Annotated in this window: 22 protein-coding genes; 13 read left to right on the plus strand and 9 right to left on the minus strand. The window is 67.5% G+C overall.

Going from position 1 to position 23,594, the window contains the following annotated elements:
- The first annotated feature begins 39 nt into the window (after positions 1-39).
- The 7 genes from lmeA to AO501_RS31445 all read left to right on the plus strand — a co-directional run bounded on the left by lmeA (position 40) and on the right by AO501_RS31445 (position 7,208).
- Positions 40-846: a mannan chain length control protein LmeA gene (gene lmeA, locus AO501_RS31420; RefSeq protein WP_055581478.1), complete on the plus strand. Its 807-nt coding sequence runs from the start codon at positions 40-42 to the stop codon at positions 844-846.
- Positions 847-914: 68 nt separating this feature from the next.
- Complete coding sequence (locus AO501_RS40910; protein ID WP_396891262.1) at positions 915-1,004, plus strand: Ms5788A family Cys-rich leader peptide; 90 nt, start codon at positions 915-917, stop codon at positions 1,002-1,004.
- A 123-nt stretch (positions 1,005-1,127) separates the two neighbouring features.
- Positions 1,128-1,961 carry a sulfurtransferase gene (locus AO501_RS31425; protein WP_055581479.1) on the plus strand — a complete coding sequence of 278 codons (834 nt, stop codon included), beginning with the start codon at positions 1,128-1,130 and terminating at the stop codon, positions 1,959-1,961.
- Between the two features lies 1 nt (position 1,962).
- Positions 1,963-2,265, plus strand: a complete 303-nt coding sequence (locus AO501_RS31430; protein WP_055581480.1) for a DUF1416 domain-containing protein — start codon at positions 1,963-1,965, stop codon at positions 2,263-2,265.
- A gap of 194 nt (positions 2,266-2,459) precedes the next feature.
- Positions 2,460-3,113 (plus strand): FABP family protein, encoded by a 654-nt coding sequence (locus tag AO501_RS31435; protein ID WP_055581481.1) that lies wholly within the window; start codon positions 2,460-2,462, stop codon positions 3,111-3,113.
- A 93-nt stretch (positions 3,114-3,206) separates the two neighbouring features.
- Positions 3,207-5,576, plus strand: coding sequence for a RyR domain-containing protein (locus AO501_RS31440; protein WP_055581482.1), 2,370 nt, complete (start codon positions 3,207-3,209; stop codon positions 5,574-5,576).
- A gap of 111 nt (positions 5,577-5,687) precedes the next feature.
- The gene (locus AO501_RS31445; protein WP_055581483.1) at positions 5,688-7,208 is read left to right on the plus strand and encodes a sensor domain-containing protein; all 1,521 of its coding nucleotides are present in this window, start codon (positions 5,688-5,690) and stop codon (positions 7,206-7,208) included.
- Between the two features lie 253 nt (positions 7,209-7,461).
- Here the strand turns inward: AO501_RS31445 and AO501_RS31450 are convergent, their stop codons facing one another.
- Complete coding sequence (locus AO501_RS31450) at positions 7,462-8,328, minus strand: aminodeoxychorismate lyase (RefSeq protein WP_055581536.1); 867 nt, start codon at positions 8,326-8,328, stop codon at positions 7,462-7,464.
- A 132-nt stretch (positions 8,329-8,460) separates the two neighbouring features.
- Between AO501_RS31450 and AO501_RS31455 the strand changes: the two genes are divergently transcribed.
- Together AO501_RS31455 and AO501_RS31460 are read left to right on the plus strand one after the other, a co-directional pair.
- Positions 8,461-9,555: a YgfZ/GcvT domain-containing protein gene (locus tag AO501_RS31455; protein ID WP_055581484.1), complete on the plus strand. Its 1,095-nt coding sequence runs from the start codon at positions 8,461-8,463 to the stop codon at positions 9,553-9,555.
- 150 nt (positions 9,556-9,705) lie between these two features.
- Complete coding sequence (locus AO501_RS31460) at positions 9,706-9,885, plus strand: DUF3073 domain-containing protein (RefSeq protein WP_055581485.1); 180 nt, start codon at positions 9,706-9,708, stop codon at positions 9,883-9,885.
- Between the two features lie 48 nt (positions 9,886-9,933).
- Here AO501_RS31460 and purM read toward each other — a convergent pair whose 3' ends face one another.
- The 3 genes from purM to AO501_RS31475 form a co-directional block, all read right to left on the minus strand.
- Positions 9,934-11,028: a phosphoribosylformylglycinamidine cyclo-ligase gene (purM, locus tag AO501_RS31465; RefSeq protein WP_055581486.1), complete on the minus strand. Its 1,095-nt coding sequence runs from the start codon at positions 11,026-11,028 to the stop codon at positions 9,934-9,936.
- 60 nt (positions 11,029-11,088) lie between these two features.
- Positions 11,089-12,624 (minus strand): amidophosphoribosyltransferase, encoded by a 1,536-nt coding sequence (gene purF, locus AO501_RS31470; protein ID WP_055581487.1) that lies wholly within the window; start codon positions 12,622-12,624, stop codon positions 11,089-11,091.
- A 137-nt stretch (positions 12,625-12,761) separates the two neighbouring features.
- Positions 12,762-13,154: a sterol carrier family protein gene (locus tag AO501_RS31475; protein WP_055581488.1), complete on the minus strand. Its 393-nt coding sequence runs from the start codon at positions 13,152-13,154 to the stop codon at positions 12,762-12,764.
- A gap of 19 nt (positions 13,155-13,173) precedes the next feature.
- Between AO501_RS31475 and AO501_RS31480 the strand changes: the two genes are divergently transcribed.
- From AO501_RS31480 to AO501_RS31490, 3 genes are all read left to right on the plus strand, one after another.
- The gene (locus tag AO501_RS31480) at positions 13,174-14,388 is read left to right on the plus strand and encodes an MCE family protein (protein WP_055581489.1); all 1,215 of its coding nucleotides are present in this window, start codon (positions 13,174-13,176) and stop codon (positions 14,386-14,388) included.
- Positions 14,385-15,620 carry a haloacid dehalogenase-like hydrolase gene (locus AO501_RS31485; RefSeq protein ID WP_082658951.1) on the plus strand — a complete coding sequence of 412 codons (1,236 nt, stop codon included), beginning with the start codon at positions 14,385-14,387 and terminating at the stop codon, positions 15,618-15,620. The genes AO501_RS31480 and AO501_RS31485 overlap by 4 nt, the downstream gene beginning before the upstream one ends.
- A 162-nt stretch (positions 15,621-15,782) precedes the next feature.
- Positions 15,783-17,363, plus strand: a complete 1,581-nt coding sequence (locus tag AO501_RS31490) for a stealth family protein (RefSeq protein ID WP_055581490.1) — start codon at positions 15,783-15,785, stop codon at positions 17,361-17,363.
- On the opposite strand, the gene AO501_RS31495 is transcribed toward AO501_RS31490, so the two are convergent.
- From AO501_RS31495 to purL, 3 genes are read right to left on the minus strand one after another with little or no spacing between them, the layout of a single operon-like run.
- The gene (locus AO501_RS31495) at positions 17,308-18,264 is read right to left on the minus strand and encodes a phosphodiesterase (protein ID WP_055581491.1); all 957 of its coding nucleotides are present in this window, start codon (positions 18,262-18,264) and stop codon (positions 17,308-17,310) included. The genes AO501_RS31490 and AO501_RS31495 overlap by 56 nt on opposite strands.
- Positions 18,265-18,321: 57 nt before the next feature.
- A complete protein-coding gene (locus AO501_RS31500; RefSeq protein WP_197419991.1) occupies positions 18,322-18,972 on the minus strand; it encodes a CPBP family intramembrane glutamic endopeptidase in 651 nt (216 codons plus the stop codon).
- Complete coding sequence (purL, locus tag AO501_RS31505; RefSeq protein ID WP_156452894.1) at positions 18,960-21,236, minus strand: phosphoribosylformylglycinamidine synthase subunit PurL; 2,277 nt, start codon at positions 21,234-21,236, stop codon at positions 18,960-18,962. The genes AO501_RS31500 and purL overlap by 13 nt, the downstream gene beginning before the upstream one ends.
- A gap of 84 nt (positions 21,237-21,320) precedes the next feature.
- Between purL and AO501_RS31510 the strand changes: the two genes are divergently transcribed.
- Positions 21,321-21,965 (plus strand): GNAT family N-acetyltransferase, encoded by a 645-nt coding sequence (locus AO501_RS31510; protein WP_055581493.1) that lies wholly within the window; start codon positions 21,321-21,323, stop codon positions 21,963-21,965.
- Here AO501_RS31510 and AO501_RS31515 read toward each other — a convergent pair.
- A complete protein-coding gene (locus AO501_RS31515; RefSeq protein WP_055581494.1) occupies positions 21,959-22,306 on the minus strand; it encodes a VOC family protein in 348 nt (115 codons plus the stop codon). The two genes, AO501_RS31510 and AO501_RS31515, sit on opposite strands and share 7 nt — an antisense overlap.
- 10 nt (positions 22,307-22,316) lie before the next feature.
- Positions 22,317-23,582: a M18 family aminopeptidase gene (locus AO501_RS31520; protein ID WP_055581495.1), complete on the minus strand. Its 1,266-nt coding sequence runs from the start codon at positions 23,580-23,582 to the stop codon at positions 22,317-22,319.
- Positions 23,583-23,594 lie beyond the last annotated feature (12 nt).

Genomic DNA, 23,594 nt, shown 5'->3' on the forward strand with positions numbered 1-23,594 from the left:
GAGCAACCCAACACGGCCCGGCGATGTCAGAATGTCCGCGTGCGCAAAGTCCTGACCGGTGCCACCGCGGCGGCGATCGCCGTCGGCGTGATCGCGCTGGGCGCCGTCGGCGTCGACTACGGCGCGAGCATTTACGCCGAGTACCGGCTCTCGACCAACGTGCGCAGAGCCGCGGATCTGGGGTCTGACCCGTTCGTGGCCATCATCGCCTTTCCGTTCATCCCCCAGGCGATGGCCCACCACTACGACGAGCTGGAGATCAAGGCCGGGGCCGTCGATCACGCGACCGTCGGCAAGGCCACCCTCGAGGCCACCATGCACTCGATCGACCTGACCGATGCGTCGTGGTTGCTCAGGCCCGAGGCAAAGCTGCCGGTCGGGAAGCTGGAGAGCCGCATCATCATCGACTCGGTGCACCTGGGCCGCTTCATGGGCATCACCGACCTGATGGTGGAGGCGCCTCCTCAGGAATCCAACGACGCGACCGGTGGCACCACCGAGTCCGGTATCTCGGGCAGCCACGGACTGGTGTTCAGCGGGACGCCGCAATCGGCCGGCTTCGACCACCGGGTCAGCATCTCGGTGGACCTGGCCATTGCCCCCGAGGACCCCGCCACGCTGGTGATCAGCCCGACCGGGGTGCTCACCGGCCCCGACACCGCCAACCAGGCGGTCCCCGACGACAAACGCGACGCGGTGCTGCGGGCATTCGCCGGCCGGCTGCCCAACCAGAGGCTGCCGTTCGGGGTGGCACCGAACACGGTCGGAGCGCGCGGGTCCGACGTCATCATCGAGGGCATCACCCGCGACGTCACCGTCACGCTGGAGGGTTTCAAGCAGTCGTGACGCTCGCCAGCTGTGAGCTGTCTGCCGCTGTTGGCTTGATCACTGTTTCATTGGGTAAGCTGACCGACGTGTCAGCCCGCATCGAGCCTGTGCTCACCAAGCGCCGCGCAGTTCAACTGTGCCGCGTCGCGGGTTGTTGCTGTTGCTGTTGCTGCTGAGTAGCCGCGCCTATCTGCGCTGTGCTCGAAGCGGTCAGGGTCCTCACCGTGGCATGTCTTCCTCGCGCAATAGCCGTACCCAGCCCCAAAGCTGTTCATCAGAAGAAATCGAAAGGATCCCCCATGGCACGCTCCGACGTCCTGGTCTCCGCCGACTGGGCTGAGAGCAATCTGGATGCCGAAAACGTCGTCTTCGTCGAGGTGGACGAAGACACCAGCGCTTACGACGGAGGCCACCTCCCCGGCGCGATCAAGCTGGACTGGCGAGACGACCTGCAGGACCCGGTCAAGCGCGACTTCGTCGACGCAGAGCAGTTCTCCAAGCTGCTGTCCGACCGTGGCATCGCCAACGACGACACCGTGATCCTCTACGGCGGCAACAACAACTGGTTCGCGGCGTACGCCTACTGGTACTTCAAGCTGTACGGCCACCGGGACGTCAAGCTGCTCGACGGTGGCCGCAAGAAGTGGGAGCTCGATGGCCGGCCGCTGTCCAGCGATGTCGTGAACCGGCCCGCCACCTCGTACACCGCGTCCGCGCCGGACAACTCCATCCGCGCCTTCCGCGACGAGGTGATCGCCGCCATCGGCACCAAGAACCTGGTCGACGTGCGCTCCCCGGACGAGTTCTCCGGCAAGATCCTGGCACCCGCGCACCTGCCCCAGGAGCAGAGCCAGCGTCCCGGCCACGTCCCCACCGCCATCAACGTGCCGTGGAGCAAGGCCGCCAACGAGGACGGCACCTTCAAGTCCGACGAGGAACTGGCCAAGCTGTACGCCGACGCCGGACTGGACGGACAGAAGGAAACGATTGCCTACTGTCGGATCGGGGAACGTTCGTCGCACACCTGGTTCGTGCTGCAGGAATTGCTCGGACACAAGAACGTCAAGAACTACGACGGCAGTTGGACGGAATACGGCTCCCTGGTGGGTGCCCCGATCGAGTTGGGAAACTGACATGTGCACTGCACCAAAGCAAGGGCTGACGTTGCCGGCCAGCGTCGACCTGGAGAAGGAAACCGTGATCACCGGCCGCGTCGTGGACGGTGAGGGCCAGGCCGTCGGCGGCGCTTTCGTCCGGCTGCTGGACTCGTCCGACGAGTTCACTGCCGAGGTCGTGGCGTCGGCGACGGGTGACTTCCGGTTCTTCGCGGCGCCCGGCTCGTGGACGCTGCGGGCGTTGTCCCGAGTCGGCAACGGCGACGCCGTGATCGCGCCGTCGGGTGCCGGCATCCACGAGGTGGACATCAAGGTCGCCTGACCGGCAGCGGTTCACTCTGCGTTGAGGGCGACGAAGTTCGAGTGCTCGCCACCCTCAACGCAGAGTCAACGACAAACTTGATCGCATAGACTCGTCCCCGTGGTGCTGTTCTTCGAGATCATGCTGGTCCTTGCGACTGTGGTCATCTCCTGGTTCGCGCTCTATGCGCTCTATCGGTTGATCACCGACGAGTCGTGACCTCCAGTGAGGGCGCAGACGCCCCAGACGCCCCCGACGAACTGTCACAGGCGGCCGAGCGGGCGAAACTGACCGCTGCCCGGAATATCCCCGCCTTTGACGACCTGCCGCTGCCGGCCGACACCGCGAACCTGCGCGAAGGCGCCAACCTTCACGACGCTTTGCTGGCGCTGCTGCCGCTGGTCGGCGTGTGGCGCGGCGAGGGCGAGGGCCGTGCCCACGACGGCGATTACCGGTTCGGCCAGCAGATCGTGGTCTCGCACGACGGCGGCGACTACCTGAATTGGGAAGCACGCTCCTGGCGCCTCGACGAGGCCGGCGAGTACCACCAGCCGGGATTGCGGGAAACGGGATTCTGGCGGTTTGTGCCCGACCCCGACGACCCCAGCGAATCGCAGGCCATCGAACTGCTGCTGGCGCACTCGGCCGGTTATGTCGAGTTGTTCTACGGGCGCCCGCGTAACCAGTCGTCGTGGGAACTGGTCACCGATGCGCTGGCACGGAGCCGGTCGGGCGTCCTGGTCGGCGGTGCCAAGCGGCTCTACGGCATCGTCGAGGGCGGCGATCTGGCCTACGTCGAAGAGCGGGTGGACGCCGACGGCGGCCTGGTCCCCCATCTGTCGGCGCGGTTGTCCCGTTTCGTCGGCTGAGAGCAACCTCCGTAACGAGTTCTCGCTGTTGCCTTCCCGTGCGCTTGCGCGTGTACTGTTCGCGTCCGAGTGGGCTGCAGGACGGGAGGTTTGATGGGCCAGAAGAGAATCGCCCCGCCCCCGGTGCGCTGGGCCATGTCGGTCCTCGCCGTCCTGTTGATCGCCTATCTGGCCGCGGTGGCGGCCCAGCCGGCGATTCTGGACCTGCTGCCGTCCGGGGTGGGTTGGTTCGGCCGGCCGGGATCGATGCCGACGACCGCGATCGTCGTCGCCGTCCTGGCCGCGGTGTGTGTGATGACCTTCCGGTCCAACGCCAGCCACCGCCTGGTGGGCGTGTCGTTCACCGTGATCGCCGTGCTGATCACCATGAGCGCCATTCTGGGCCTCAGCTCGTACTGGAACTGCCACGACGAGAACCATCCCGCGGTCTTCACCCCGCTGATGCTGACCGCCCAGCTGATCAAAGGCAGCAGCGGCGACTACTCGCTGGGCGGGCACGTCTGCCCCAGCCCGACACCGGTGGGCCTCGAATTAGCCCGAATGGCAGCCGTTTCGGCGATCTTCACGGGCCTGGGCGGTGTGGTGGTCGGCGTCTTCCGGTCCCAGGTGGACCGGCTACGCGCAAACTTCGCCGATTCTGTCACCGCGATCGTCGGGGTCGACGACGACACCGAATCGATGATCAGCGGCGTCGCACGGACGTTGGACCGGCGCGGCACCCTGGTCGTCATCACCAGCGCCAATGACGACCGCGTACAGCGGGTCCGCAGAATGGGCGCCCGCGTCGTGCTGGTGGACTTCAACACGCCCGCCACGCTGGTGACGCTGCGACTGTGGCGCCACCTGAGCCGGCTCTACCTGATGGCACCCGACCCCGCGATCAACCTGCTGTGGCTGGACCTGATCAGCCGCCGGTTGGCCGAAGTCGCCAACAAGCGACGGCTACCGCTCATCGTGCGCATCGACGATCCCTGGCTCGCCGAGGCCTGGCGTGCCCAGCAGTTCGGCGGCTCCGACACCCGTTGGGCGGCCGACGTCGTCGGCAAGTACGAAGTCACGGCGAGCCGGTTACTGGACGGGATCGTCGCGACCGGCCGGACCAAGCGTGTATTCGTCTGTGGCACTTCACAACTGACCTTGGCGCTATGCGCGGACCTGACCCGGCGCGCGCTGGAACGCGACTTCTACACGCCCCCGGGGGCAGTCCCGCTGCCGTCGCTGACACTGGTGGAACGCGACGCCGAGGAATACCTGAAAGATCACGAGTTCTACCGGCAGCAAGCAGGATTCGCGTCCAACGGACCGACGATCGACGCAGTGTCGGAGGGTCCGACGATACCCACCATCCTGCGGCTGATCGGCGACACCGACCCCCACACGAGCGCGGTGATCCTGGTCGACACGCACACCGCGACCACCGGCACCAGGCTGGCCGCCCGTTTCCCCGAGATGCCCGTCTACACCTCCGACCTCAACACCAGCATCGCCGACGACTCGATACAGGTGGTCGGCATGTTGCAGTCGTACTCGCTGGTGCTGGACAGCCGCGAAGGCCAGGTTCAGGACGCCTGGGAGCGGGCGGCCCGGCTGATCCACGAGCGGTACGTCGCCACCATCGACCCCAGTTGGCCCCGGGGCCCCGCCTCGGTGCCGTGGGTCGAACTCGACGAGTTCTACCGCGGCTCGAACCGGCGTCAGGTGCGAAACGCGCTGTGGATGGTCGAACAGATCGCCGGCCACACGTGGAACACCTGGGGCAGCCCCCCTGCCCAGCTGTCCGGCCGAGACATGGCGGATTCGCCGCCGCTGGAACAGCTTGCGTTGATGGGCTTCGACCAGCACTCGGCACTGGCAATGGCACAGGCGGAGCACGAGGACTGGTGCCGTTACTACCGCCGCAACGGCTGGAAGTACGGCACGCCGCGCGACGACGCCCGCAAGATCCACGACAAGCTGGTCGACTGGTCCACCGTCGAGAACAACCCCGACCTGCTCAACGCCGCCGTGCGCAGTCTGGCGGCCACGCTGTGGAGCCTGCGTCAGCTCGGTTACCGCTCCCGCCCGCTGTGGCGCACGTTCACCCGCGTCGGGACCGTGTCCGCCGAGCAACGCACCGCGCCGTGGACCTGGACATCGGATTCGGGGCACACCATGCACGCCGACGCCGGCGACTGGGAAGTGCGCTCGGACGGCAAGACCTGGTCGGTGCGCGACGACATCTTCCACGCCACCTACGAACCGGCCGGTGACGGACTTTGGCGCCGAAAGGGACGCGTCCAGGCCCGTCCGGCGCAGCCTGGCGAGTCGATCAACACCTTGGAAGGCCCGACGAACGCAGCCGACGGCGACTGGGTGGTGCGGGGCGCGGAGGGCGAACAGTGGCCCGTGCCCGGTCATGAGTTCGCGCAGCGCTACGCCGAGTTCCAGCCGCCGGACGAAGCGCACGTCCCCGCCACGGACTGACCCCCGCGTCAGGTTTGCCAGAGCCGATTGCTGCGACCAGTACCATGCGCTACCGTCGCATGACGGTTTCGCCGTATCCGCCTCCCCCTGCCCTCAATTGAGGAGACTGCCGTGGCCATATTCATCAGCTACTCGAGCCAGGACAGGACGTCGCTCGACGCGCTGACGACCGCGTTGAAGCGCGCCCAGCAGAAGGTTTGGTTCGACCAGGAACTCGGTGGCGGCGACGCCTGGTGGAACGCGATCCTCGAGCAGATCCGCTCGTGCGACGTGTTCATCGTCGCACTGTCCAACAACTGGCTGCAGTCCAAGCCCAGCCTGGCCGAGCTGCGCTACGCGCAAGCCCTGAACCGCCCGATCCTGCCGGTCAAGGTGGGCCCGGTAGACAGCGTGCGGGTCAATCCCGTCTCCACGCTGCAGATCATCGACTACCAGAACCCGACCGTCGATGCCGGCATCCAGTTGGTCACCGCGATCCATGCGATGCGCGATAAGGCAGCGCCGCTGCCGTCGCCGTTGCCCGAGGAGCCGCCGGTGCCCTTTGGCTACATCATGCGTCTGGGCAACGACCTGTCCGAGAAGGAACTCACCCCCGCCCAACAGCTCCAGCTGTTGCTCGAGTTGCGCACCGGGCTCGACGAGGACGGCGACGACCCGAGCGCGCGCGGCGACATCGCCCAGCTGCTGCGGATGCTGCGGATGCGCCACGACGTCACCTACCGCACCCGGACCGAGATCGACAACGTGCTGGCCGAAATCGAGGCAAAGGATGGTGCGGCGAAGGGCGCGCCGAGCGGGGCGCCGGCCAAGGCCTCCGCTGCTCCTGCGGCGGCCCCGGCGGCCCCGGCGGCCCCGGCGGCCGCACCACAGGCCCGCCCCGCCACCGGCCACGCCGCACCCGCGCCCAGCTCCGGAGGGTCGAACAAGAAGCTGCTCATCATCGGCGGTGCCGCGCTGGCCGCTGTGCTGGCCATCGTCCTGATCGTCGTCTTCGCCTCCGGCGGCAATACCCGCAAGCCGACGGCGGCCAATCCCAGCGGCGCTGCGACCGGCGCCTCCAACGGGGCCACCGCCCCGGCCGAAACCGGTTCCATCCTGCTCGGCGCCGTCGACATCGGAAATGTGCTCGGCGACCCCAACATGAAGGAAAGTGCACACAGCGACCAACTACGCGCTCCGCAGGGCACCTTGTCCGATCAGGAGTGCCTGTCGGCATTCGAACCGTTCCAAGAGTCGGTGTACCGGCCGCACGACCCGACCGCGATCCACACTCAGGTCGTGCAGTCGTCCGGTGACGTTCACCGGGTCGTCGAGGCCGTCGCGAAATTCCCGTCGGCCGAGAAGGCCCGCGCGTTCGTGGAGTCATCCGCCGGGAAATGGCGGGCATGCGCCAACAAGACCGTCACATTCACCGGTCCGAGCAAGAGCACCGAGTGGAGCTTCGGCGAAGTCAACGGCGCTGCTCCGAAGATCACCATGACCCGCGCGGAAACCGACAACAACACCCGGACGTGCCAGCATGTGCTCGGCGCGGCAGGCGACCTGGTTATCGAGGTTCAGGCGTGCGGTAACGACATCACCGACGGCGGCGCGAAGTTGGCCGACCAGATCATGGCGAGGGCGAACAAGTAGCGGTCCTGAAAAAAGGTCCCAGAGATGGAGCGGCCCCCGAGCGACGCTCCGGTTGGACAGACCGGACGCTCGAGGGCCGGGTGGCTGCGGGAAATTCGCCAGCGCGCGTAAATCGCTGACTCTTCCGAGCCAATGCAGCTAGCGCGCAGCCACCTCACATGTCCATGAAGCTATCAATTTCGCGGACCACCTCCTTCCTTGTGTAAAGCCGACGCTACCGCGACTGTCGCCCGGCGACAACAGATTTAAGCGCTCAGCGATCAATGACGATCGCCGCGTCGACCAGTTCGGCGAAGGTGTCGGTGAACGGGGCCCGCGGCAGCCGCCGCCCGTCGAGGGTGTGCACCCGGGCAGCCAGCGTCATGCTCGACACCAGCCAGATGCCTTGCGCCGCGACCAGATCGGCGGGCCGCAGCGCGCGGTAGTCACAGTCGTACCCGCCTGCGCGCGCGACTTCGAACAGTGCCTGCTGCGTTGTTCCCCGCAGGATCGGATACCAGGGCGGCGGGGTCAGTAGACACGGCCGGCCATCCTCACCGTCGACGGCGATGACCACCGTGGAGCGCGGACCTTCCAGGATGAAGCCGTCGGTGCTGACGAAGATGACGTCGCCCGCGCCCTGCCGGGCCGCATGGCGCAGGACGGCCATATTGACGGCGTAAGAAAGCGTCTTGGCGCCGGCCAGCAGCCAGGGCATGGTGTCGATGCCGTTGGCCGGCAGCCCGCGGTCGAGCGTGATCGCGGCGACGCCGTCGCGGCGCACCGCGGTCACCCGGTCCGGGACGGGATTGACCATGACATAAGCCGTGGGCGCCGCCGGTGCGCTCTCCCGGCCCCGGCTGTACACCAGACGCATCGCGGCCTCATCGTCGGTGATCGTCAGCCACTGCCTGGTCGCGGTCTCAATCGCGCGCCGCCAACCGGCCAGGTCCGGTTCGGGCAGGTCCATCAACTTCGCGGAGTGGGTCAATCGCTGCAGGTGCGACTCGATCAGGCACGCTCTGCCGTCGCGTACCAGCACCGTCTCGAAAACGCCGTCGCCGCGCACCGCCGCGAGGTCATCGGCGTGCAGCAGGGGCGTGTCCGTATCGAGAACCTCGCCGTCCAGAGTGACGACCACACCAGCCATGGGGAGTGAGCCTAATCGGCCGGGCGTTCGCCGAGCGTGCGGCTGGCTTCACGGCCGCCGGCGAGCGTGCGGCCTGCTTCACGCTCGGCGCTGGGCGAACCGGCCCCGCCGTAGAGTTGATGTGTGAATCCAGTCCCCGCCCCCGATCCCGGGCCCGACGCAGGCGCAATCTGGCATTACGGCGACCCGCTCGGCGAGCAGCGGGCGAGCCAGACCGACGCGATTCTCGTCGACCGCTCACACCGCGCGGTGATCACACTGACCGGATCCGACCGCCGGGCCTGGCTGCACAACATCTCCACCCAGCACGTCAGTGAGCTACCCGAGGGTGCCAGCACGCAGAACCTCAGCCTGGACGGCCAGGGCCGGGTCGAGGACCACTGGGTGCAGACCGAAATGGGCGACACCACCTACCTGGATACCGAGCCGTGGCGCGGCGAACCCCTGCTGGGCTACCTGCGCAAGATGGTTTTCTGGTCGGAGGTGGCGCCGGCCGCCGCCGACCTGGCGGTGCTGTCGCTGATCGGGCCGGGACTGGCTGACGCTCCGGTCCTGGCCGCGTTGGGTGTGGACGCCCTGCCGCCGGAATGGTCGGCCGTCCCGCTGCCCGCGGGGGGATTCCTGCGCCGGATGCCGAGCACCACGAACGGCCCGATTGAGCTGGATCTGCTGGTGCCGCGCGACAAGGCGGCCGACTGGAGGCAGCGGCTGACCGGCGCCGGCGTGCGGCCGGCCGGGGTGTGGGCCTACGAAGCCCACCGGGTAGCCGCCCTGCGTCCGCGGCTGGGCGTCGACACCGACGAGCGCACCATCCCGCACGAAGTGCGCTGGATAGGTGGGCCCGGCGAGGGCGCGGTGCACCTGGACAAGGGCTGCTACCGCGGCCAGGAGACCGTGGCACGCGTGCACAACCTGGGCAAGCCACCGCGGATGCTGGTGTTGTTGCACCTGGACGGCTCGGCGGACCGGCCGTCGACCGGCGCCGCAGTGCTCGCCGGTGGTCGCGCCGTGGGCCGGCTGGGAACAGTGGTCGAGCACGTCGACCTCGGACCGGTGGCGCTGGCGCTGGTCAAGCGCGGCATCCCCGCCGACACGCAGCTGACGACGGGGGCCGAGGGCGAGGTCGCCGCGGTGATCGACGCGGACTCGCTGCCACCGACGGATGAGGTCGGTGCCGGGCGGCTGGCGGTCGACCGGCTACGCGGCGGCGCCCGATGAGTCAACGTGACATCCGCCATGCGCGGCTGGGCAGGGCGCGCCCACCTTCGGCCTCGGGGCACGGTAAGCTGTCGACAGGACAATAACGACACTAGAGATCGGAGCCGCCTACTCGTAGGCCGCTCCGTTATTTCGCGAGGGGGTCCCCCCATGGGCCGCGGCCGGGCTAAGGCAAAGCAGACCAAGGTTGCTCGAGAACTGAAATACAGCTCCCCGCAGACCGACTTCACGCGGCTTCAGCGCGAGTTGTCAGGGACGAGCACGAGCACCGATGAATCCGACAGCGTCGAGAGCGATTCATGGGACGACGAGGACACCTGGCGTCGCTGATCTGACACCACTGACCGCGCCAGCCGCGCCTATCGGCACCGCAGCTATTCAGAATCTCGGATGCTGCCCGACGAGCGTTGCGCGCGGGCCTTCCTTTCCACCCTTGCAGATCGTGCCCAGGACCCAGCAGTCCAGATGCCGCGCGGTCAGAATCGCCAATGCGCGGTCGGTGTCTTCGGGCGCGACGATGGCAATCATCCCCACGCCCATGTTGAAAGTCTTCTCCATCTCGGGCCGGGCGACGCGGCCGCGCTGGGCGATCATCGCGAACACCGGTGCGGGCGTCCACGTGCCCCGGTCCACCTCGGCAACCAGACCGTGCGGGATGACGCGTTCGAGGTTTCCGGCCAGTCCTCCCCCGGTGACATGGCAGAAGGTGCGGACCTGGGTCTCCGCGGCGAGCGCCAGGCAATCCTTGGCGTAGATCCGGGTGGGCTCGAGAAGTTCCTCGCCCAGCGTGCGCCCGAACTCCTCGACGTAGCCGGCGAGATTCATCCGGTCGATCTCCAGCAGCACCGTCCGTGCCAGCGAGTACCCGTTGGAGTGCAGTCCCGAGGAACCCATCCCGATGATGACGTCGCCGGGTTTGACGCGGTCAGGTCCCAGCACGTCGTCCGCTTCCACGACGCCGACACCGGTGGCCGAGATGTCGTAGTGGTCCGGTTCCATCAGGCCCGGGTGCTCGGCGGTCTCCCCGCCGAGCAGCGCGCAGCCGGCGCGCACACAACCCTCGGCGATGCCGCCGACGATCGCCGCGACCCGCTCCGGGACCGTGCGGCCGACGGCGATGTAGTCCTGTAGAAACAGCGGTTCGGCGCCACAGACGACGAGGTCGTCCACCACCATCGCCACCAGGTCGAGGCCGACGGTGTCGTGCTTGTCCATCGCCTGGGCGACCGCCAGCTTGGTGCCGACGCCGTCGGTGGAGGCAGCCAGCACCGGTTCGCGGTAATCGCCGCGGAGCGCGAACAACCCGGCGAAGCCGCCGAGCCCTCCGCGCACCTCGGGTCTGGTGGCCTTGGTCGCCAGCGGCTTGAACAAGTCGACAGCGCGGTCACCGGCTTCTATGTCCACCCCGGCCGATGCGTAGGTGATGCCCTGGTTGCCCGCGCCGCGTTTGGCGCTAAGTTCGGGATCCGTCATCGCGATAAAGGCTACCGGTCCTAGGCACCGCTGGTGACGGTTACCTATGCAGAGCCCGCGTCAGCGTCCGACCGGAACTTCCGGCGCGTCCTGGCCGGCCAGGTCGCCCAGGCCCGCACCGCGCGCCGCATTGGCCAGCATGTGCTCGATGACGTTCTTGCCCAGAGCGCTCTCGCTGGGCAGTTCGATCGGGTACGTGCCGTCGAAGCATGCCGTGCACAGCCGCGACGCCGGCTGCTCGGTGGCCGCAATCAGGCCGCGCAGCGAGATGTACCCGAGCGTGTCGGCGTTGATGGCGTGCCGGACGGCCTCGAGCATTTCCCCCTCGTCCTCGACGGCGTTGGCGATCAACTCAGCCGGCGACGGGAAGTCGATGCCGTAGAAGCAGGGCCACTTGACCGGCGGCGAGGCGATTCGGACGTGCACCTCGACAGCGCCGGCCTCACGCAACATGCGCACCAACGCGCGCTGGGTGTTGCCGCGGACGATCGAGTCGTCGACGACGATGAGCCGCTTGCCGCGGATCACCTCTTTGAGCGGATTCAGCTTGAGCCGGATGCCGAGCTGACGGATGGTCTGGGACGGCTGGATGAAGGTGCGCCCGACGTAGGCGTTCTTCATCAGACCCTGCCCGTACGGGATGCCGGATTCCTGCGCGTACCCCACCGCAGCCGGGGTGCCGGACTCCGGGACCCCGATGACCAGGTCGGCGTCGACCGCGCATTCGCGGGCCAGCTGGCGACCGATGTCCAGCCGGGCACCGTGGATCGACCGGCCGCCGATGGTGCTGTCCGGGCGGGCCAGGTAGACGTACTCGAAGATGCAACCCTTCGGCGTGGGGTTGGCGAAGCGGGTGGACCGCACTCCGTCGGCGTCGATCGCAAGCAGCTCACCAGGCTCGATGTCCCGGACGAACGACGCGCCGACGATGTCCAGAGCAGCGGTTTCCGACGCCACCACCCAGCCGCGATCCAGCCGTCCCAGCGACAGCGGCCGCACCCCGTGCGGGTCGCGGCATGCGTACAGCGTGTTCTCGTCCATGAAGGTCAGGCAGAACGCGCCGCGCACGGTCGGCAGCAGTTCGAGCGCCGCCTGCTCGAGGCTGGAGTCGGCGGCTCCGTGGGCCAACAATGCACCGAGAATGTCGGAGTCCGTGGTCGCCGGGGCGGGTGCCCGCTTCGCGATCAGCCCCTCGTCCCGGGCACGCGCCATAAGTTCGGCGGCGTTGACGAGATTTCCGTTGTGCCCCAACGCAACCCCGGTGCCCGCGGCGGTATTGCGGAAGACCGGCTGGGCGTTCTCCCAGGTGGTGTCGCCGGAGGTGGAGTAGCGGCAGTGCCCGATGGCGACGTGGCCCTCCATGGCGGCCAGCGTCTGCTCGTCGAACACCTGACTGACCAGACCGAGGTCCTTGAAAACCAGCACCTGGGATCCGTCGGCCACGGCGATGCCCGCGGCTTCCTGGCCGCGGTGCTGCAAGGCGTACAGGCCGTAATAGGTGAGTTTGGCGACGTCCTCACCGGGGGCCCAGACCCCGAATACGCCACACTCTTCACGAGGCGAACTGAAGTCTTCTTCGGGCTGCTGCGCGGTCACGGTGTGGCGGCTCCCTAGGGCGCGGTTGGTGACGCTACGGAGTCTACGGGCACCGCGGGCCGGCCGCGCAATGCCGAACCGCGTGTTGCGCCGGGCAGAATCGGCGTGTCGCGCACGTAACTCCAGGTCAATAGAGGTCAGGGCGCTAAACGCAACAACGGCAGCCAGTGTTCTATTTCACAGGCGCGCGAGCCCGAGAGGGACAGCGCGCCACTGGCCGACGCCTCGTTGAACCCCATCAGTCCCGTTGCCACCAACAGCCACGTGCGCGGGTCGGTTTCCACCACGTTGGGCGGCGTCCCGCGGGTGTGCCGCGGACCGGACACGCACTGAACGGCGACGAACGGCGGGATCCGCACTTCCACGCTGGCGCCGGGGGCCAGGTCGGCCAGGGTGCGCGCGGTGAGCCGGACGGCGCCCGCCAGGGCGGCCCGGTCGGGTGCCGGAACGGTCTCGTCACGCAACCAGTCCGCGATGACCGACACGGCCTGCCGTGTCTTTGCCGGATCGGCTTTGGGACGGGCGACCATACCTTAGGGTCTCAGAATCATGGAGCGTCGTCGTTCGGGCGCGCGGCCACCCTACCGAACCATCGGTCTTGTCGCGCTGGTGGCGCTGACGCTCGTCCTGGGCGCGCTCTACTGGCAGTTCCGCGGGAACTTCACCCCGATGACGAAGCTGACGATGGTCGCCCCGCGCGCCGGCCTGGTGATGGACCCCGGCGCGAAGGTCACCTACAACGGCGTTCAGATCGGCCGGGTGGCCGAGATTTCCGAAATCACCCGCGACGGCGTCCCGGCGGCCCAGTTCGTCCTCGACATCTTCCCGAGGTACATCCCGCAGATCCCGGCGAATGTGGCCGCCGAGATCAAGGCCACCACCGTGTTCGGCAACAAGTACGTGTCGCTCAGTTCACCGAAAATATCTGCGCCGCAACATATCACGCCAGCAGTCGTTATCGACGCGACCCGGGTGACCACCGAATTCAACACGCTGTTCCAGACTTTGACCGCGATCGCGGAGAAGGTCGACCCGGTGAAACTCAACCTGACGCTGAGCGCGGCCGGTCTGGCACTGACCGGCCTTGGCGACAAGTTCGGCGCCTCGTTGACCAACGGAAACGCGATCCTGGACGACCTGAACCCGCGGTTGCCCGCGGCCCGCGTGGACGTACAGCGGCTGGCGGCCCTCGGTGACGTCTACGCCGACGCCGCGCCGGACCTGCTGGCGGCGCTCGATGCGGCGACGACCACGGCGCGCACCCTCAGCCAGCAGCGCACCGACCTCGACGCCGCACTGCTGGCGGCGGCCGGGTTCGCGGCCACCGCGACGCCGGTGTTCGAGCGGTCGGGGCCCTACCTCGCCCGGGGGGCCGCCGATCTTCTTCCCACAGCCCAGCTGCTCGATGAGTACAGCCCGCAGATCGCGTGCACCATCCGCAACTATGACGAGGTGGCGCCCAGAATCCGAAACGCACTGGGCTTCAACGGCTATGCGCTCGGAGCGACATCGTCGGGCGCGATCTCCGGGGCACCTAACCCGTATATCTGGCCGGAGAATCTGCCCCGGATCAACACCAGGGGTGGCCCAGGCGGGAAACCGGGTTGCTGGCAGAAGATCACCAGGGATTTGTGGCCCGCTCCCTATCTGGTGATGGACGCCGGCTACGACCTGGCGCCGTACAACCATTTCGAGCTGGGTTCACCGATGTTTCTCGATTACGTGTGGGGCCGGCAAATCGGTGACTACACAATCAATCCATGACGTCAGTGGCGCGCGCGCTCACCGCTGTGATCGCAACCCTGCTCGTAGTCACCGCGTGCCACAGCACCGGCACCGCACGGCATGACGATTGCCGCACACTGGTCGTCGACTCCGGCTGGTACGGCGACAACCGCGACCGGATCGACGCGATGATCAAACAGCTTGGCAGTTGCGCCAGTTCTCGCACTCCGGCGCCGTTGGCGTTGTTCGACTGGGACAACACCATGATCCGCAATGACATCGGCCACGCGACCTTCTACTGGGTGGTGCGGAACTCCAAGATTCGCCAGCCGAAAGACTGGAGCACCACCAGCCCCTTTCTGTCGTCCGGGGCTGCGGCCGCCCTCGCCGCCGCGTGCGGGAACCTCGTACCGCCCGGCGAGCCGCTACCGACCGATCGCGACACCAGGTGCGCCGACGAGCTGGTGTCGATCTACTCGAACGGCCAGACCCGATCGGGTGAAACGGCATTCACCGGATACAACCATCGCCGCTTCAAGCCGGTGGACGCATGGCTACTGCAGCTGCTGGCCGGTTGGACCGACGGCGACATCACGGGATTCGCCTCGGCCGCAAGGCAGGAGAACCTGGACGCGCCCCAGGGCGCCGAGCAGACCGTCGGCGGCACCCGGCAGACCGGCTGGGTGCGTTACTACCGGCAGATGCGTGATCTCGTCGGCACCTTGCAGGCCAACGGATTCGACGTTCGCGTCGTCTCCGCCTCACCTGAGCTGGTGGTGCGGGTCTGGGCCGCGGATGTCGGCATCCCGGCCGACCGGGTGATGGGCGTGCTCACCGAACACGACGGCGACGTGGTGACAACACGTCTCGCCACATGCGGCGGGGAACCGTCCATGCCGTTCAACGAAGGCAAGCGGTGCCGGGTGAACCAGCAGTTGCTCGGCATACGGGGTCCCGCGGCGTTCGAGCCGGCGCCGGAATCCCGAAGGCAGGTGTTCGCCGCCGGTGACTCTGACGGTGACGCCACCTTCGTGTCGGATGCGACGGCGCTGCGACTGGCCCTCAATCGCAACCAGATCGAGCTGATGTGCCGGGCCTACTCCAATGCCGACGGGCGCTGGCTGATCAACCCGACGTTCATCGACCCCCTGCCGCAGAGCCCACCGTATCCGTGTGCCACCCAGGGGTTCGACCAACCCGACGGCGGTCAGGCCGCGCTGCGTGGCCCCGACGGCAGCGTCGTGCCCGACCAGCAGGACCGGGTTCACTGATCCGGCTCCGACATGACATCAACGTGAACTGACAGTTAAGTCCAGGTATCGGTATTCGACTGAAGCGACTGTCCTGCAACAGTTGTCGTCTCACCGCGCGGTCCCGGCCCAAGTATGCAATTCTGCGGTTGACGAGGTGACTTCAACCTGAGGCGGTGTCCGATGCCAGAGCCCTTTCCCAGTGGCGGTGATCGGTCCGCCGAGGGTGCACCGGTGGTGGTGACCCGCCGCGGCAAGATCGCACGGGTGGAGGCAAGCCTCACGCCACACGAGGCACAGATCGAGGATCTGCTTTTCCTCCGAAAAACGTTGAACCGGGCTGATATTCCCTACCTACTGGTTCGCGATCACAAAGACCGGCCCATCCTGGCTGTAGACATCCGCTTGCGCGGCGCCGTCGAGCGGACCCTGGCGGCCGCCTGCGCCACAGAACCGATGTACGCGAAAAGTGTTGACGGACATCATCTTTTGGCCGAGGGACGGCTGTCCACCGCTGCCGACACACGCACCCTGCGGTTGTACCGGCACCGGATCGCGCCGGGCGGATTCCGGTACGGCCCGGCGTTCGGTGTCGATCTGCAATTCTGGGCATTCGACGACACCGCGATCGGATGCCCGGTGCCGAACTCACTGACCCGCACGGTGTTACCCCGCGACGAAGTCACGCCGGCGACCGTCAAGCTCCACGGCTACAAGTGGCCGACCCTGGAAGGAATGTTCACCCCGCACGCCAGCGACGTGGCGTTCGACATCGACCTGGTCTTCTCCTGGGTCGACGGCAGCGACCCGGAATTCCGGGCCCGGCGGGCAGCTCAGCTGTCCGGTCATGTGGTCGGCGAAGGCGACGACGCGGACGCCCGTATCCGTCAGATCGACGAACTGAAATACGCGCTGCGTTCGGTCAACATGTTCGCCCCCTGGATCCGTCGCATCTTCATCGCGACCGATTCGGCGCCGCCGGCGTGGCTGGCCGAACATCCCAAGATCACCATTGTCCCTGCGGTCGAGCACTTCTCGGACCCTGCCGCGCTGCCGACCTACAATTCGCACGCGGTGGAGAGCCAGCTGCACCACATCGCCGACCTCAGCGAGCATTTCCTGTACTCCAACGACGACATGTTCTTCGGCCGGCCGCTGCGGGCCGGCATGTTCTTCTCCCCGGGTGGGGTCAGCAAGTTCATCGAAGCCAAGACCCGAATCGGCCTGGGCACCAACGACCCCAGCCGCAGCGGATTCGAGAATGCGGCGCGGGTGAACCGGCAACTACTCAATGAGCGGTTCGGGCAGCTCATCACCCGTCATCTCGAGCACACCGCCGTCCCGCTGCGCAAGAGCGTGCTGCTGGAGATGGAGCGTGAATTCCCGGCCGAGTTCGCCCGCACTCAGGCCAGCCCGTTTCGCGCCAGCACCGATATCTCGGTGACCAATTCGCTCTATCACTACTACGCGTTGCTGACCGGACGCGCCGTACAGCAGGAGAAGGCCAACGTCCGCTACGTGAACACGACCACGCGGGCGGGCCTGGACCTGTTGCCGGAGCTGCGCAAGAGACGCCGCCACCACTTCTTCTGCCTCAACGACAGCAGCTTTCCCGAGGTCTCGGCGGCCGAACGCGCCGCACGGGTCATCGACTTCTTGGAGCGGTACTTCCCGATTCCGGCGCCCTGGGAAAAGGTTGCCGGCGGGGTCAGTCCGCCGACTCTCGCGGTGCCGTCGACGTCAGCGCCATCGGAGGGTGCCTGAAAAGTGAGTCGCGACGGGACGGCTCGATGAAGATGCCCGCCTCGGCGATGTTGCGTTGCGCCTGACCGGGAGAGACGAACGTGCCCACGGTGTTGCCGCCGCCCAGCGGAATGACCGAGTGCACAACGGTTTCCGGGTAGATGTGCACCAGGTTGCAGGCCTGGGCCCCGTCCCTGCCGCGCGTTCCGCCGACGGCGACCGTGAGGTCCTGGGTGTAGCAGGTAGCGGAGGCGACCGACACCGGGATCCCGACGAAGGTGGCGTTCGTCGAGTAGTGCAGGTGACCGGCCAGGATGGCGCGAACGTCGCTGCCCTTCAGCACCCGGCCCAGCGGGGCCTGGTCGCGCAGTTCCACGGTGACGGCCATGTCCAGCACGCTGGGGATCGGTGGATGGTGCAGGGCCAGGATGGTGCCGTCGGGGGCCGGTGTCGCCAATTCTTCAGCGAGCCAATCCAATTGAGCGGGCCGGAGCTCACCATGATGGTGGCCCGGCACCGAGGTGTCCAGCGTGATGATGCGCAGTCCGTCGATTCTGCGCACCCGGTCCAGCGGCGCCATGGACGGCACTTCGTCCAGCAGCATGCGGCGCAGTTGAGCCCGGTCGTCGTGGTTGCCCATCACCCAGATGAGTTCGGCGCCCAGCTCGGCTGCGAACGGCTCGACCAGGTCGCGGAGCTTGCGGTACGCGGCGGGCTCACCCTTGTCGGCCAGATCACCGGTGAAGACGATCGCGTCGGGGCGCACCCCGGAATGGTTCAGCTGCCCGAGCAGCTCACCCAGCCGGCCGTCGGCATCCACGTCACCGTAGAGCGGACCGTCCCCACCGACGAGGTGGGTGTCGCTGATGTGCAGGAGTACATAATCCGGCCGCGGGTGCTCCGCGGCCCTGAGTCTGTGCACCGCCGGTGCCGCCCTCTCTAGCTGGGGATTTAACAAGCAATTAACAAGTGTAGGGCGTCAGCCGCCAGATCGCGCGCCATGTGAGCTGTTCCACTGCCGACGCTGCACGGCGACCGCCGCCACCGCTGCCGCCTCGTTGATGGCGAGGTGCACCAGGATCGGCGCCATCAGACTCCCGCTGCGCTCGGCCAACCAGCCGAACACCCAGCCGGCCACGCCGGTGACCACCGCGATGGGCAGCAGCGGCTCACTCAGCGCGCGTGCGTCGGCGACGTGTGACAGACCGAACGCGCCGGCCTGCAGCAACCGTCCGCCGGTGGCGCCGAAACCCTCGGCGGCCGTGCGGCCCAGGGCGCCACGAAAGGCGGCCTCCTCGGCCCATACCGTGCCGACCGGTATCTGCCAGCCCAGCCAGCCCGGTACCGACACGGGCAGTTCGCGCGCCGACATCGACAGGCGCACCTTGGGCACCGGGGTCGTCGCCAAGATGGTGACCGTCACCAGTGCCGCTGCCGTCGAGCCCAGTCGCAGTCCCGTCCACACCTGTGGTGGGCGGAATCCCAACGGCGCGCGGGTCGCCAGCGCCAGCAGGCTGCCGGCGGCCGCCTGCGCCGGCGTCCGGTACGCCGGCGGAAGCCGCGGACTGACGAAGCTCCAGCCCACCAGCGCGGCCGCCAGACCCAGTGCGCGAAGCCTTAACCGAAGAATCGCGGCAGCACCGCCTCGGACGTCTCGCGCAACTCGGCCAGCGACACCGTGAACAGCCCCTGCACCTCGACCGCGTCCGACTCCTGATCCACGACGCCGATGCGGACAGCCGGCAGGCCCCGCGCCTCGCACATCGCCCGGAAGCGACTCTCCTCGGTGCGCGGCACCGCGACCAGCGCCCGCCCGGCAGACTCGGAAAAGAGCATGACAAACGGGTCCAGCCCCTCTTGCGTTCCTTCGGGAAGCACGATGCGGCAACCGGTTTCACCGGCCAAAGCCGACTCCACAATCGCCTGCGCCAGGCCACCCTCGGACAGGTCGTGGGCCGCGGTGATCAGCCCGTCGCGCGAACCGGCGGCCAACACCTCGGCCAACAGCTTCTCGCGCTGCAGGTCGACGGCCGGCGGTAACCCGCCCAGATGATCAGCGGTCACCTGCGCCCAGATAGAGCCGTCGAATTCGTCCCGGGTGTCACCGAGCAGCAGCAGGCTTTCTCCCGGCTCGGTACCGAGGCCGGTGGGGATGCGCCGGCCCACGTCATCGATGACCCCCAGGACCCCGACCACCGGCGTCGGCATGATAGCCGTCGATCCGGTCTGGTTGTAGAAGCTGACATTGCCGCCCGTGACCGGAATCCCCAGAGCCGCACAGCCATCCGCCAGGCCGCGGACCGCCTGGGAGAACTGCCACATGACGCCTGGGTCCTCCGGCGAGCCGAAGTTGAGGCAGTTCGTCACCGCGACCGGGGTGGCGCCGGTGACGGCCACATTGCGGTACGCCTCGGCGAGCGCGAGCTGCGCACCGGTGTAGGGGTCCAGCTTGGTGTAGCGCCCCGATGCGTCGGTGGACAACGCGATACCCCGGCCCGTCGCCTCGTCGATGCGCAACACACCGCCGTCGGCGTGCTCAGCGAGCACCGTGTTGCCGCGCACGTACCGGTCGTACTGCTCGGTGATCAGAGCGCGGCTGCACAGATGCGGACTGTCAAGCAGCGCAAGCAGAGTCGCACGCAATTCGTCCCCGGTGACCGGCCTGGGCAACTTCTTCGACGAGTCTGCGTTCAACGCGTCCTGCGTGTCGGGACGGGCGACCGGACGCTGGTAGACCGGGCCCTCGTGGGCCACCGTCCGCGGCGGCACGTCGACGACGGTCTGGCCGTGCCAGGTGATGCGGAGCCGATCACCATCGGTGACCTCGCCGATGACGGTGGCCAGCACTTCCCACTTACGGCACACCGCCATGAACGCCTCGACGTTCTCCGGCGCGACCACCGCGCACATCCGCTCCTGGGACTCGCTACACAAGATCTCGGCGGGAGTCATCTCCTTGGCCCGCAGCGGCACCGTGTCCAGGTCGATCGCCATGCCACCGTCCCCGGCGGACGCCAACTCCGATGTAGCACAGGATAATCCGGCACCACCGAGGTCCTGAATACCGATCACCAGGCCGCCGGAATACAGTTCCAGGCAGCACTCGATGAGCACCTTCTCCATGAAGGGGTCACCGACCTGCACCGACGGCAGCTTCTTACGCGAATTCTCAGCGTCAAAGGTGTCCGAGGCCAGCACCGATACCCCGCCGATTCCGTCCAGCCCGGTGCGCGCGCCGAACAGGATGATTTTGTTGCCGGTGCCGGAGGCGAACGCCAGATGCAGGTCCTCCTGCCGTAATACGCCGACGCACAACGCATTCACCAACGGGTTGCCGGCATAACACTCGTCGAAGACGGTCTCGCCACCGATGTTGGGCAGTCCCAGTGAGTTGCCGTAGCCGCCGATGCCGCGGACCACCCCGTCGAGGACCCGGCGGGTGTCGGGCGCGTCGGCGGCGCCGAACCGCAGCTGGTCCATCACCGCGACCGGGCGCGCTCCCATCGCCATGATGTCGCGGACGATGCCGCCGACGCCGGTAGCCGCACCCTGGTAGGGCTCCACGTACGACGGGTGGTTGTGCGACTCGACCTTGAAGGTGACCGCCCACCCGTCGCCGATGTCGACGACGCCCGCGTTCTCGCCGATGCCGGCAAGCATCCCGGTGCGCATCTCCTCGGTGGTGGTCTCGCCGAAATAGCGCAGGTGGACCTTGGACGACTTGTACGAGCAGTGTTCGCTCCACATCACCGAGTACATGGCCAGCTCGGTGTCGGTGGGCCGGCGCCCCAGAATCTCGCGGATCCGCTGGTACTCGTCGTCCTTGAGGCCGAGCTCGTGAAACGGCTGCGGCTGGTCGGGGCTGTTCGCGGCGTGCTCGACGGTGTCAGTCACGTGGGGGCTCGTCACGGACCACAGTCTAGGTTCCCGCCGGAAAACCAGCTGACTTCGATCGCTGCGGTCCAGATAATGGGCGGGATGTCTCGCCACTGGCCACTGTTCGACCTGCGGATCACCACGCCGCGGCTGCAGTTGCGGCTGCCCACCGAGAATCTGATCGACCAGTTGATCGATACCGCACTCGCCGGCGTGCACGACCCCACCCGGATGCCGTTCGCGGTGCCCTGGACGCGGGCGCCGCGCGAGCAGCTGCCGTTCAACACGCTGTCGTTCCTGTGGCGGGAACTGGCCCGGTTCAACCCGGATGACTGGCATCTGCCGCTGGCTGTGATCGTCGACGGAGCCGCGGTCGGCGTGCAGGGACTCATCGCCAAGGACTTTCCGGTGACGCGCCAGGTGGAAACGGGATCCTGGCTGGGCCTGCGCCACCAGGGAAAGCGTTACGGCACCGAGATGCGTTCAGCGGCACTTCATTTCGCGTTCAGCACGCTGGGTGCGGAAGTCGCGACGTCCGCGTCCTTCGTCGACAATCCGGCCTCGATCGCCGTCTCGCGCCACCTCGGTTACCGCGACGACGGCTCGGAGCAGAAGGCGCGTGAGGGCATCATGGTGGAGCAGTTGCGGTTCCGGCTGACCCGCGATGACTGGCAGCGCCGTCACGCGGACAATGTGCGGGTCGAAGGGTTCGACCGCTGCCGAGCATTGTTCGGTTTGAGTTACTGACTCACGATGCAGAACTGGTTGCCCTCCGGGTCGGCGAGCACCACCCAGTGGAAGTTTTCGCCGAAGCTGTGCCGTTCGATCTCGCTGGCACCGGCCGCGGTAAGTCTGGCCACTTCCGACTCGAGATCCTGAGTGTCGAAATCGAGATGGACTCGGTTTTTGCCCGGGGTCGGATCGGGGACCTTCTGAAATCCCAACCGCGGCCCTTCGGCGGTGGCTACCGCGATGAATTCCCCGGGCAGCAGCTCATGTGTCGTGCCGCCGAATTGCTCGGCCCACCAACCAGACAACGTCGCCGGGTCGGTGCAGTCGAACGTGACCATCTCGAGTTTGAGCGCCATAGGCTCGACACTATGCCTGCGGCGCGAGAAACGCCTGCAGGGCGGCCGCGTACGCACCGACATCGTGCGCGCCCATCAACTCCCGCGCCGAATGCATGGCGAGTTGCGGAGCGCCGACGTCCACCGTCGGAATGCCGGTGCGCGCCGAGGCCATCGGTCCGATCGTCGACCCGCAGGGCAGGTCGGCCCGATGTTCGTAGCGTTGCAGCGGCACCCCCGCCTGCTCGCAGGCCAGGGCGAACGCCGCGGCGGTGCGTCCGTCGGTGGCGTACCGGAGGTTGGGGTGCACTTTGAGCACCGGGCCTCCGTTGACCGCGATCTGGTGACCCGGTTCGTGGCGTTCCGGATAGTTGGGGTGCGTGGCGTGCGCCATGTCGGCCGACGCCAGCAACGAGGCGGGCAACAACCTCAGAAAGTCCTCGCGGTTGCCGCCGGCGGTCAGCACGATCCGTTCCAGAACGGTGCCCAACAGGTTGGATTGCGCGCCGTGGTCGGATGTCGAGCCGACCTCCTCGTGGTCGAACAGCACCAGCACCGGCAGGAATTCAGTGGGTTCCGCGTCCAGGGCGAGCAGCGCTTCCAGTCCCGCGTAGCAGCTCGCCTGGTTGTCCAGCCGCGGAGCGCTCAGCAGGCTGCCGTCGGCGCCGACCACCGTCGAGGGCGTCAGGTCGTGCGTCATCAGGTCGGCGGACAGCACATCGTCGCCCGCCACTCCGGCCGCTTCGGCGACGTACCCGACGAACGACTCGGCCACGCTACCCACGCCCCAGACCGCGTTGAGGTGTCGCTGCGGATCCAGCGCGAGCGACTTGCGATCCTCCGCCAGATGGATGGCCAGCTGCGGAACCCGCAGGATCGGCTCGTCGATCCGGACCAGCCGATGACTCACCCCGCTCCCGTCCCGCACTGAAAGCCGCCCGCTGATGCCGAGGTCGCGGTCCAGCCAGGAGTTCAGCCAGGCGCCGCCGTAGGGCTCCAGCGCCACCACCTTCCAGCCGGCCACACAGCGGTCCGGGTGTTGCTTGACGCGCAGGTTCGGGCTGTCGGTGTGCGCGCCGACGATCCGGAACGGGGTGAGACCGGCGCTCCCGCTCCAGGCGACCAGCGATCCGGCGCGCAGGATGAAGTGGCGCCCGGGTTGCTCCGGCCAACGATCGAACTCGCTGAGTTCGGTGTAGCCGGCGTCGCGCAACCGGGCGGCCGCCGTGGCGCACGCGTGAAACGGCGACGGGGACGCATCAATGAATTCACCCAGGCCCGGGGCGGTGGCCACCATATAGCCAGGTTA

Source organism: Mycobacterium gordonae (assembly GCF_001417955.2).
Taxonomy (GTDB): Bacteria; Actinomycetota; Actinomycetes; order Mycobacteriales; family Mycobacteriaceae; genus Mycobacterium; species Mycobacterium gordonae_B.